Origin of the sequence: Chryseobacterium sp. AG844 (assembly GCF_003182335.1) — a bacterium.
In the GTDB taxonomy this organism is placed as follows: Bacteria; Bacteroidota; Bacteroidia; order Flavobacteriales; family Weeksellaceae; genus Chryseobacterium; species Chryseobacterium cupriresistens.
Genome location: NZ_QGTV01000042.1, coordinates 1 through 11,832, shown reverse-complemented (window position 1 = coordinate 11,832; position 11,832 = coordinate 1). Strand labels below are relative to the sequence as shown.

The 11,832-nt window shown below is 37.6% G+C and carries 8 protein-coding genes and 1 pseudogene; 1 reads left to right on the top strand and 8 read right to left on the bottom strand.

Going from position 1 to position 11,832, the window contains the following annotated elements; genetic code table 11:
* Window positions 1–84: 84 nt before the first annotated feature.
* Window positions 85–204, top strand: a pseudogene (locus DEU40_RS22885) (T9SS type A sorting domain-containing protein); the annotation flags it as partial.
* An 84-nt stretch (window positions 205–288) separates the two neighbouring features.
* Here DEU40_RS22885 and DEU40_RS22075 read toward each other — a convergent pair.
* From DEU40_RS22075 to DEU40_RS22035, 8 genes are all read right to left on the bottom strand, one after another.
* Entirely contained in the window at window positions 289–747 is a 459-nt protein-coding gene (locus DEU40_RS22075; RefSeq protein ID WP_110011847.1) for a hypothetical protein, read from the bottom strand.
* A 137-nt stretch (window positions 748–884) separates the two neighbouring features.
* A complete protein-coding gene (locus DEU40_RS22070; RefSeq protein ID WP_110011846.1) occupies window positions 885–2,600 on the bottom strand; it encodes an ATP-binding protein in 1,716 nt (571 codons plus the stop codon).
* Window positions 2,601–2,605: 5 nt separating this feature from the next.
* The gene (locus DEU40_RS22065) at window positions 2,606–3,715 is read right to left on the bottom strand and encodes a histidine kinase (protein WP_110011850.1); all 1,110 of its coding nucleotides are present in this window, start codon (window positions 3,713–3,715) and stop codon (window positions 2,606–2,608) included.
* A 55-nt stretch (window positions 3,716–3,770) separates the two neighbouring features.
* Window positions 3,771–4,820, bottom strand: coding sequence for a porin (locus tag DEU40_RS22060; RefSeq protein ID WP_110011849.1), 1,050 nt, complete (start codon window positions 4,818–4,820; stop codon window positions 3,771–3,773).
* Between the two features lie 103 nt (window positions 4,821–4,923).
* A complete protein-coding gene (kdpC, locus tag DEU40_RS22055; protein WP_110011845.1) occupies window positions 4,924–5,481 on the bottom strand; it encodes a potassium-transporting ATPase subunit KdpC in 558 nt (185 codons plus the stop codon).
* Window positions 5,482–5,491: 10 nt separating this feature from the next.
* Window positions 5,492–7,531: a potassium-transporting ATPase subunit KdpB gene (kdpB, locus tag DEU40_RS22050; protein ID WP_110011844.1), complete on the bottom strand. Its 2,040-nt coding sequence runs from the start codon at window positions 7,529–7,531 to the stop codon at window positions 5,492–5,494.
* A gap of 174 nt (window positions 7,532–7,705) precedes the next feature.
* Window positions 7,706–9,400: a potassium-transporting ATPase subunit KdpA gene (kdpA, locus tag DEU40_RS22045; protein WP_110011843.1), complete on the bottom strand. Its 1,695-nt coding sequence runs from the start codon at window positions 9,398–9,400 to the stop codon at window positions 7,706–7,708.
* Between the two features lie 437 nt (window positions 9,401–9,837).
* A complete protein-coding gene (locus tag DEU40_RS22035) occupies window positions 9,838–11,160 on the bottom strand; it encodes a sigma-54-dependent transcriptional regulator (RefSeq protein WP_110011842.1) in 1,323 nt (440 codons plus the stop codon).
* Between the last annotated feature and the right edge of the window lie 672 nt (window positions 11,161–11,832).

Sequence of the window (11,832 nt, the reverse complement as noted above, 5' to 3'; positions counted from 1 at the left end):
GTTCTCAACCAATTTATGCTTATTTTTGAAAAAAGGCTCAGATTATAAAATCCAAGCCTTGACTTTTTAACTTACACACTTTGTGGGAGAGTGTCAAATGTAAAAGGAAACTCAATTCCTGTTTCTGAGCTTTCTAAAGGAAACTATATTCTCAAAGCCTTCACAAAAGACAAAATAATTGTACAAAAGTTTATTAAGGATTAAACTTACCCAATATTCATGTAAAAAGGCTGTGATAGATTTCACAGCCTTTTTTATATTTTTCAAATCTACATTAAAATTCAGATTTTATTTGAAAACAATAATGGTGTACGGATTTTTTTGCCCTGCTTTAGGCAAGATCAACCTGATATGTTCTTTATTTCTATAGTAATCTACATAAGGCTCTTTGGTAATAATCTTTCCCTTCTCAGTTTCTTTATATCCAGCTGCCAGTATCAGCTTAAGGTACTTATCATATTCTTTCTTGTCTTTAAACTCAAATTCAATCCTATCTTCCGATTTTTCTTCAGCATATTCAAACTTTCCGATTTTCGATGTGTAGTCCGGGGAATCATATTCTGTTAAGAGGAAACCTAAGCCTTCTGTTCTGTCATAAAATTTGAACTGAAGCTGTTTCATCTCTTTTTTAAACTCATCCATGGTAAGTTTGTTGAATCCATTAAGCTGTTCCAACGTGAATGTCTGAGCAGAGACCTGGATACTTAGCAAAACTGAAAATAATAAGAGTCCTATAGTTTTTCTCATTGTTATTTTTATCGCAAATATAAAGAATAGGATTGTTAGTTTTTAATTGAGAAGGATCTGATTTTTTTATTCAAATAGATGAATACACCTTATAGGTTTATAAAACCTATAAGGTGTTTGAATACGTTATTTAATCCCTATGAAACCGGCAGTCTGAAGTAAAATGTACTTCCATTATTTAAAGAACTCTTCACTCCGATTTCTCCATGCTGTTTTTCAATAAAATTTTTCGAAATGGCCAAACCGAGTCCTGTTCCATTCTGATGTTCTCCGGGAACCTGGAAATAACGGTCAAAGATCTGGCGGTGGTATTTTTCATCTATTCCGCTTCCGGTATCAATAATACTGAACTGAATGAAAGAATCCAGCTTTTCTACTACAATCTTAATATTTTCGTCCTGAAAAGAGTGCTTTACCGCATTGGTTAAAAAATTATTCATTACCCAGACGGTTTTGTCAAAATCAGCAGTCACAGCATCGTTATCTTCCAGAAGATATTCTGTACTGATGGAAATATTTTTCTGCTCAGCAAGCTTCTCAACATTCTTTACAGCAGTCTGTACAATTTCTTTCGGAGAACATTTCCCAATAGTCAGTCTGATATTTCCGGATTCTACCTGAGAAAGATTCAGCAATTCTCCAGTGATATCCAATAAACGCTGTCCGTCTTCATTGATACTTTTCAACAATTCCTGCTGCTGCTCGTTCAGTTCTCCGAACTTTTGGTTTCCAAGAAGCTGAACGCCCATTTTGATCGCAGAAATCGGGGTTTTCAGTTCATGGGAAATGGTCGCAATAAAATTAGTTTTGGCAAAATCCAGTTCTTTAAAAGGGGTAATATTTCTTAGCAGGATTACCTTTCCGATATTCTTTTTTTCTTTTTCCCCTGTTTTTACAATATTGATCGGTATAATATCCTGCTCGAAATAATTTTCCTTGTTATCACGGACAATCTTAATCGGATCTTTTACCGGATGGTCGATATTTTTCAGCAGTTCACGCATCAGATCATTATTGATGGCTACTTCATGAGCCGTTTTTCCAATAATATCTTCTTTATGGAGATTGGTGATCTTTAAAGCTTCATCATTGATCATATAGATAAAATGATTCTCATCCAGACCAATCACTGCATCATGCATATTGTTAACCAGCGTTTCGATCCGTTTTTTATCCATCAGCTGCTTGGAAAGCGTGCTGCTTTCGTACTCCTGAAGTTTTTCCGCCATACTGTTGAAGGAGTCTGCCAGACTGTTGAATTCTTCACTTCCTTTAAAATGAACCCTCTCACTATAGTTTTTATCGGCAATCTGTTTAATACTGAAGGTCAATTGATTGATAGGCTCTGCGATAGTTTGTGGTAAATTGAAAAGCAGGATAAAAGCAATCAGAAAACATACGGTTCCTAAACTTACGATCCAAAAAGTGGCATTTTCTGCTGTAATAATCGCAATATCACTTTTTCGTTCTATCCCTTTCATATTCAAAGACATGATCTTCGAAAGATCTTCACGGATAAGCTTTTCTTTATGGATATCGGGAGCTTTAAGGTAGCTGTTGAAATGGAGATTCAGATTCTGAGTGGCTTCTTTTTCTCCAAATTCTGTAAGGTTCTTTTCCTGAAGCTTATTATTTTTTCGAAAATCTGCTATGGCAACGGTACTGTCTGTACTGATATTATCCAATGCCAAAAGCATATTTTTGGAAAATTCCAAGCTGTTATAATTGGCCGTAAGGATTTTTTCAGTATCGGATTTTAATTTATTGATGTATACAGAACCTATCACTGAAAGCAGAACGATCAGTAGAAATAAAAGGCCCACGCCTAAGGTAAGTTTCGTTTTAAGTTTCATTACTTTTAAGATAAAATAATAATATCTATCTGTCTTTCATTCAGCCTGTTCATAAGGGTATATATCCAGCTGTACCCCAACATTCGCTGCCAGAAACTGGCATGGGGTTTTCCAATGCAGACCGTCGTGATATTATGGGCAATCACATACTCCAGAATTCCGTTGTGAACACTGCTTTCTTTGATGCGGACTACTTTGGCACCTAATTCCTGTGCTAAATTAAAATTATTAATTAAATACCGTTGTTTATCCAATGCAATTTTTTCCGGATTTTCAGAGGGCTTCTGAACGTACAAAACAGTCCATGGACTGTTATAGTAGCTGGCTAATCTGGCGGTTTTACGGATAATTGTTTTAGCAATTTTCTCATTACTGCTGATACAGGCCAGGAATTTTATGGGCTTAAAATTTTCGGTTTTGATCTCTGTTTCCACCTTTCTCTCCACGTGGGTGGCCACTTCTTTTAAAGCTAACTCACGAAGCTGCAGAATATGTCCGCTCTGGAAGAAATTACTAAGTGCCGTCTGAATTTTTTCTTTTTTATAGATTTTTCCCTCTTTTAAACGGGTCAGCAGCTCATCAGCCGTAAGGTCAATATTGACTACTTCATCTGCTAGCGCCAGTATTTTATCCGGAACCCGCTCTGTTACTTCTACCCCGGTAATTTTCTTTACCTCTTCATTCAGGCTTTCGATATGCTGGATATTCATGGCACTGATGACGTTGATTCCGTTATCAAGAATTTCCAGTACATCCTGCCATCTTTTTTTATTTTTGGAACCTTCTACGTTGGTATGGGCAAGTTCGTCCACTAACACGACTTCAGGATGTTCATTGATAATGGCCTGAAGATCCATCTCCTCAAGGTTCTTTCCTTTATAAAAAACTGATTTCCTTTCAATTTGAGGAATTCCTTCTACAAGAGCTTCAGTTTCTTCACGGCCATGCGTTTCAATATAGCCAATCTTTACATCAATGCCATTTCGCAAAAGGGAATGAGCTTCCTGAAGCATACGGAAACTTTTTCCTACCCCTGCACTCATCCCGATATAAATTTTGAATTTTCCTTTGCGGGACTTCTGAATCAGTTCTAAAAAATCTTTTGCTGATGACATTGATTTTATTCTTTTTAATTTTACTTTAAGCACTTTCCTGTGGCTAAATTCTTTTTTAAAACCAAACCGCTAAGCTTGACGTTATAAAGAAATTTCCTTTTTTAAATTCATCATTTTTAGCAAAAATGACGTCTTTTGAAGTAAAACCTCTCGCTTCTGTGCGGAAAACTACATTTTTGAAAACAGCATAATCTACATTCAGAGAATATCCGAAAGTTTGAAATCCGTTAGGCGTATCTGTGCTGATGATCACCCCATTTTTATCATTATAATATTCCAGTCTTCCCGCTAATGCCCATTTGCCGTCCAATTGATATTTCATCTGAACATTTGGGCTATACCAGATATTATACTGCTCGCTTCCTTTTGATTTCTGCTCAGCACCGATATCAAATCCCAATACAGCCGAAAACTGATCTGTCAGCTGAAAGCTTCCGTACAAATCATGGAAGTAACGCATCCTTTTGTCCTCTTTTGTTTTATCATTTCCTATGAATGAGCTGCTGTTCAAAGTAATCTTATCATTTGGTTTATACGTTATCTGATGCCCGAAAGAAATACTCTGGTTTCCTTCAGGTTTGGCTATTCTCTGCCATCCGTTCAATACCAGTCCGCTTAAAAACCATTTTCCATTATCTGAGGTATAAGAAATTTTGGCTCCAGTTTCGAAATAAGGTGAGTTTTCAGCGGCCAGACTTCTTGTCAGATTCACATTATCTTTTCCTATGGCACTTTCCCATCCAATATGGGAAGGCATGATCCCTGCATCAATCCATAAGTTTTTATTTTTTGATAATCTGATTCCAACATTGGCTTCATTCACGTACCGTAATGCATTTTGTTCGGCAGCCATATTATCCTGTGCGTAAGTTCCTGCCATTAAAGCTACATTAGCACGGATATTTTCGCTCTGATAACTGGCTTTAACCAATCCCAGGTTAAGGTTCATTTCATTGTGCCTGTTATAGGAATACAAAAAGTTTTGACGAATATGATTTCCAGGCTCATTAAAATCATAGGTATAAAAGAGTTCTGCATAAGCGGAAAATGTCACTTTATTACTTGTTTTTAATGAATCTGATGACTGGGCTTTTGAGAAAAACATTCCCAATACGGCTCCTATAACTAAATATTTTTTCACTTTTATTAAGGTATGTTAATCATGTCAAGGTTTTAAACCTTGACATGATTATTGGTTATTAAATTTATTATTTTAATTGATCCAAAGCAATGTTAAGCTTCAGAACATTTACTTTTGATGGTCCGAAAAGTCCTAAGAAAGGCTTTTCCGTTTGATTATTAATCAAGCTTTTGATCAGTTCCTCTGAAAGACTTCTCACTTTTGCAATTCTTTTTGCCTGGTATAAAGCCCCTTCTTGAGAAATATCCGGATCCAGTCCGCTTCCGCTGGCTGTTACCAATTCTACAGGAACTTTAGCATTACCCATTTCAGGGTTATCCATTTTCAAAGTATCAATTCTTTTCTGTACAATTTCCAGATATTCTTTATTGCTTGGACCTTTATTGCTTCCTCCACTTCCTGCTGCGTTATAATTGACTGAAGAAGGACGGCCGTGGAAATATTTTTCAGATTTGAATTCCTGCCCGATATTGGCATAAAACTTCTGCCCTTTATTATAAACAATTTCTCCGTTTCCATTGTTAGGAAGTATTTTAGAACCTCCATAAACCACTGCCAGATAAAGACCTGTAACGATCAACATGACAAGCGTTAATCTGAATGCTGAAACAATATGATTTTTCATTTTTTTAATTTTAATAGAATAAACTGATTACCAGATCAATGATTTTGATCCCGATGAACGGAACGATTACTCCGCCTAACCCATAGATCAAAAGGTTTCTTCTTAATAATGCACTGGCACCGATGGGCTTGTAAGCAACTCCTTTCAACGCCAGCGGAATCAGGAACGGAATAATCACCGCATTGAAAATTACTGCTGATAATATGGCTGTTTCCGGGCTGTGAAGGTTCATAATGTTCAGCTTCTGCAGAGAAGGAATAAAAGTGATAAAGAGTGCCGGAATAATGGCAAAATACTTCGCTACGTCATTTGCAATACTGAAAGTCGTCAATGTTCCTCTGGTCATCAACAGCTGCTTCCCTATTTCCACAATTTCGATCAGTTTTGTAGGGTCATTATCCAGGTCTACCATGTTACCGGCTTCTTTTGCGGCTTGCGTTCCACTGTTCATCGCTACCCCAACATCGGCCTGAGCTAGTGCTGGAGCATCATTGGTTCCGTCTCCCATCATCGCTACCAGCTTACCTTCCTGCTGTTCCTTTTTAATGTAATTCATTTTGTCTTCAGGTTTGGCTTCAGCAATAAAGTCATCTACTCCAGCTTTTTCTGCAATGAATTTTGCAGTCAGAGGATTATCTCCGGTTACCATTACCGTTTTTACACCCATTTTTCTCAATCTCTGGAAGCGTTCCTGAATTCCTGTTTTGATGATATCCTGAAGTTCGATAACGCCCCAAACTTTTTCATTAACGGCCACTACTAAAGGGGTTCCTCCGTTTTCAGAAATTTTAGTTACTGCATCCTGGGTTTCCTGAGGGAAGATGTTCCCGGCTTTTTCAGTCAGTTTTTTTATTGTATCGTAAGCTCCTTTACGTATTCTTGTTTCTTCAAAATCAATTCCTGAAGTTCTTGTTTCTGCGGTAAAATCGATATAAGTGGGATTAGCAACTAATAAATCTTCAGGTTTTAAAGCACTTAGTTCAATAATAGATTTTCCTTCCGGTGTTTCGTCAGCTACGGAACTCAATGCAGAAGCTTTAATGAATTCTTCAAGCTGAATTCCATTGGCGGGGTGAAATTGAGTTGCTTTTCTGTTTCCGATGGTAATTGTTCCGGTTTTATCCAATAGCAATACATCAATATCTCCTGCAGTTTCCACTGCTTTTCCGCTTTTAGTAATCACATTCGCTCTCAGCGCTCTGTCCATCCCCGCTATCCCGATTGCAGAAAGCAGACCTCCGATGGTTGTCGGAATAAGACAAACGAAAAGAGATATAAATGCTGCTATGGTAATCGGAGTCTGCGCATAGTCTGCAAAAGGTTTTAAAGTGAGGGTAACAATAATAAATGTAAGCGTGAATCCTGCTAAAAGTATGGTTAATGCGATTTCGTTGGGTGTTTTCTGTCTTGACGCTCCTTCTACAAGGGCAATCATTTTATCTAAGAAGGATTCTCCGGGTTTTGTGGTTACTCTTACTTTAATTCTGTCTGACAATACTTTCGTTCCTCCTGTTACAGAACTTTTGTCTCCACCCGCTTCACGGATGACAGGTGCACTTTCTCCGGTAATAGCAGACTCATCAATGGTAGCAAGACCTTCAATAATCTCTCCATCCATCGGAATCTGATCTCCGGCTTCACAAAGGAAAATATCGCCTAAAGTCATTTCAGCAGACATTTTCAGTCTTGTTTCTACCTGGAATCCCGGTTTATTACTAAGCACTAATTTGGCCGGAGTTTCTTCCCTTGTTTTTCTAAGGGTATCAGCCTGCGCTTTTCCCCTTGCCTCTGCAATAGCTTCTGCAAAATTGGCAAACAGGACGGTGAAAAATAAAATAATAAATACTAAAAAGTTGTAGGAAAAGCTTCCCTGGGTTTTATCACCGGTAAGGCTGAACATGCTTACGATAAACATGACGATGGTTCCGATTTCCACCAGGAACATTACCGGATTTTTAAACATAATCTTCGGATTCAGCTTTACGAAGGACTGTTTTATCGCTTCGTTGACCAAATCTTTTTGAAACAATGTTTGTGACTGATTTTTCATTTTTTTGAAAGAATTTATATCATTATAAATCAATAGTAACCATCAAGGTCTGCCAGATAATAAGGATAGATATGGATAATATTAAGTGAACGTTTCAGTAAGTGTCAGACTAGCTTCCTAACTTTTCGGCTTCCTTAATGGTTGAATATTGATTTTAATTTTTAATGTTCACATTTATTTTGAGAAATACTGAATCTGCTCTGCAATAGGCCCTAGAGTTAATGCAGGGAAGAAAGACAACGCTGCAATCAGTAAAATCACTGCCAGAGTCATGAATCCGAAAGTTGCCGTATCTGTTTTCAGTGTTCCTGAACTTTCAGGGATATATTTCTTCTGTGCCAACAGACCTGCAATGGCTACTGGTCCAATAATCGGGATAAATCTTGAGAGTAACAGTACAATTCCCGTTGAGATATTCCACCAGGGTGTATTGTCTCCCAACCCTTCAAATCCGGATCCGTTATTCGCTGCGGAAGAAGTAAACTCATACAGCATTTCACTGAAACCATGGAAACCTGGGTTGTTCAATGTTTTTGCTCCAAATTCCGGTAGATAAGCCGTTAAAGCTGTTCCTGCAAGAATTAAGAAAGGATGAAATAAGGCCACAATCATAGCAATTTTCATTTCTTTGGCTTCAATCTTTTTACCCATAAATTCCGGGGTTCGTCCCACCATCAGACCACTGATAAACACAGCCAGAATGATAAAGATGAAATAGTTCAGAATTCCGACTCCACAACCTCCGTAGAAGCAATTGATCATCATGGCAAGCAGCTCATTCATCCCCGAAAGAGGCATTGTACTGTCGTGCATTGCATTCACAGAACCTGTAGAAATTACAGTAGTGGCAATACTCCAATATCCTGAAGCAGCACTTCCAAAGCGGATTTCTTTACCTTCCATAGCTCCCAGACTCTTGTCTGCACCCATTTGGGTAATCAGAGGATTTCCTCCTGTTTCATTCACGATATTCGGAATGGTAAGTGCCAGAAAACCGACCGTCATTACCGTAAAAATCACCCATGAAAGTTTTCTTTTATTCAGATAAAAACCTAGTGCAAATACCAATGCAAACGGAATGATCATCTGAGCGATCATCTCTGTCATATTGGTCATATAATTAGGATTTTCAAGCGGGTGCGCAGAGTTGGCTCCGAAAAATCCACCTCCGTTAGTTCCCAAATGTTTGATCGCAACAAATGCTGATACCGGACCTCTGGAGACATCTGCTTTCTGGCCTTCCAGTGTTATAATGTGATCTTTCCCTTCGAAAGTCATCGGACTTCCGTTAATAGAAAGTATTAAAGCAACAATTACACTTACCGGAACCAGAATTCTGACCATTGATTTGGTGAAAAAATCGTAGAAGTTCCCAAGTTCGGTACTTGTTTTTTCTTTAAAAGCCTTGAAAAGGACAGCCATTGCCGCCATTCCCGTTGCAGCCGTAACAAACTGTAAAAACATCAGATAAAGCTGGCTCAGATAACTTACTCCTGTTTCTCCTGAATAATGCTGTAAATTACAGTTCACTAAGAATGAAATGGTAGTATTAAAAGCCAGATCGGGTGACATATTTGGATTCCCATCAGGGTTCAAAGGAAGCCATGCCTGATTCAGCAAAAGAAGGAAACCTATGATGAACCAAACCAGATTGATCGCCAGCATGGCATACATATTCTGTTTCCAGTTCATCTGGCGGGCAGGATTAATTCCCGAAACTTTATAAATTAACTTTTCAATGGGTTCAAAAACCGGATCCAGAAAAGTCTTTTTGTATCCGTAGACATTAGCTATATATTTCCCTAAAAATATTCCGATAACTAATGTGATAGCAAACATTGCTATAATGCCTAAAATCTCTGTATTCATGACTAATTAAAATTTTTCAGGTTTCATTAAAACATAACAGATATACACAAAGGCAAGTATTGAGAGGAAAAATAAACTCCACATAATTTATATTCTATCAAAAAATTCAACTGATTTATACAAAAGCCAAAACAATACTGCAAAAAGCAGAATTAAACTTATGAGCATCATATTTTAATCATTAGGGTTAAAAGGGTCAACAATACGTACGATACAATCAGCAGACTAAAAGTCGAGTGCTCCCGTTTTTTAAACGTTTTTCTTGAAATTGTCATTTTTAAATATTTTATTCGAAGACTATATGCCAAAAGAAAGTCCATTTTGAAAAACAAACAGTCAATTAATTGACTAACAACATATTAATACAAAACACAAAACCATATAAAAACAGAAAAGCCTATCAAAATGATAGGCTCTTTATTAAAATGATAAAAGGTTTATTTTAATCCGTATTCTTCAAGTTTACGGTACAATGTGGCAATACCGATTTCCAGTAAACGGGCAGCTTCTGCCTTGTTACCTTTTGTATACTGTAGAACCTTCTGTATGTGTATTTTTTCCAGTGATCTGATACTTAAAGAATCACTTTCAGGAACAGCTTTTTCCGAATAATGGGGAAGACTTTCTGCGTCAAGGATATTGTTATCCATCAAAATCAAGCTGCGTTCCACGGCATTTCTCAATTCACGGATATTTCCTTTCCAGTCGTTTCGTTCCAGTACTTTATAGTAATCAGGATTTACCTGAACTCCTGTCAGATGAAGTTTATGAGAAAAAATATCTATAAAATGCTTGGCAATAGCTTTCAGGTCTTCTTTTCGTTCTCTTAATGGCGGAAGCGTGATCTCAAAGACATTCAGCCTGAAATAAAGGTCTTCTCTGAAATTTCCCTGCTTTATTTCATCTATCAGGTCTCTGTTGGTAGCAGCAATTAACCTGAAGTCAGATTTAGAAACTTTGGTTTCACCCATTTTGATAAATTCCCTGGTTTCTAAAACTCTGAGCAGTTTTGCCTGAAGTTCTATTGGCATCTCACCGATTTCATCCAAAAACAGAGTTCCTCCGTTAGCTTCTTCAATCAATCCTTTCTTATCTTTCAAAGCTCCAGTAAAAGCACCTTGTTTATGACCAAAAAGCTCGCTTTCCAGAATTTCTTTACTGAATGCTGAACAATTGATCGCTACAAAACTGTTTTTCTTCCTGTCACTTCCTTCGTGAATGGCACTCGCAAAAACTTCCTTACCCGTTCCGGTTTCCCCTGTAAGAAGAACAGCAGCATCCGTTAAAGCTACTTTTTCAGCCAGTTTCTTAGCCTGCAAAATAAGTGGTGATTTACCTATTATCTGATTAAACCCTTTCGTCACAGCCTGCTGAGCAACCCTCGATTTATTGTCTTTTACCTTATCAAGAGCCTTATACACCAATGGGATTATTTTCTCATTATCATCTCCTTTCACCAGATAATCATAAGCACCATTCTTCATAGCCTGTACAGCATCCGTAATATTACCGAATGCCGTCATCAGGATAATTTCAAGCTGTGGATATTTGGTTTTGATAGCCTTTACCAGCTCTACCCCAAAAGCATCAGGCAGACGAACATCGCTCAGAACAACATCAAATTCATATTGCTCCAGCATCGTCATTGCCGAACGCGCCGTAGAAGCTTCTTTTACATTAAAATTTTCTTGGGAAAGGATCATTCCTAGTAATTTAAGGAGTTTGATCTCATCATCGATGATCAGAATATTTCCTGACATTGTAATTATTTTTGGAAAACTAGTACAAACTTATTGAATTTATTCGAGGAAAACGGGGTAATAGAAGGAAATAGTTTACTTAACACCATTTGAGATATCAGGAGCTGTTTCCCGCTATCCATTCATACTCCTCGCGCCTGCGCTCCCGCCCTGAGTAAAGCCGCAGGTCTTCATGCCTGCTGCGGGGTAACCATTCCTATCGGGGCTAGGATGGTGAATGAATCATCAATGATAAATTATAAAATGATGTAACGAAGTTCGGGATACGGATTCCGTGGTTATCTTTCAATGGAGTTATTGGTTGCAATGGCGTCTTTCTTTTTATTTGGCCTGCTTCTTTCCTACTGTGTCATTCCGCAGGAATCCAGCCTCCTTTATTATAGTCTTTAAAGGATTAAAAAGGTAAAAGTAATACTTGAGTTATGTGCTAATACTTTGTTGAGACTCCTACGGAGTGACAATTGGAGTGTATGCTGTCCAGCATAAGTAATAAATGATAAGTGATAGTTGATCAATCATAGTTGATTGATGTATCGTTTATCAATTATTATTCATTGCTCATTACTTATAAGCTTAACTTGGGTATAAAACAAAAAAATCCTTTATCACAATGATAAAGGATTTTTTAAAAATAAAATAAAAACTGGCGGCGGCCTACTCTCCCGCGTTAGC

Excerpts from the sequence above, each read along its gene's own strand:
- DEU40_RS22075 (WP_110011847.1), bottom strand. The coding sequence starts at position 747 with ATGAGAAAAACTATAGGACTCTTATTATTTTCAGTTTTGCTAAGTATC.
- DEU40_RS22070 (WP_110011846.1), bottom strand. The coding sequence starts at position 2,600 with ATGAAACTTAAAACGAAACTTACCTTAGGCGTGGGCCTTTTATTTCTA.
- DEU40_RS22065 (WP_110011850.1), bottom strand. The coding sequence starts at position 3,715 with ATGTCATCAGCAAAAGATTTTTTAGAACTGATTCAGAAGTCCCGCAAA.
- DEU40_RS22060 (WP_110011849.1), bottom strand. The coding sequence starts at position 4,820 with ATGTTTTTCTCAAAAGCCCAGTCATCAGATTCATTAAAAACAAGTAAT.
- kdpC (WP_110011845.1), bottom strand. The coding sequence starts at position 5,481 with ATGAAAAATCATATTGTTTCAGCATTCAGATTAACGCTTGTCATGTTG.
- kdpB (WP_110011844.1), bottom strand. The coding sequence starts at position 7,531 with ATGAAAAATCAGTCACAAACATTGTTTCAAAAAGATTTGGTCAACGAA.
- kdpA (WP_110011843.1), bottom strand. The coding sequence starts at position 9,400 with ATGAATACAGAGATTTTAGGCATTATAGCAATGTTTGCTATCACATTA.
- DEU40_RS22035 (WP_110011842.1), bottom strand. The coding sequence starts at position 11,160 with ATGTCAGGAAATATTCTGATCATCGATGATGAGATCAAACTCCTTAAA.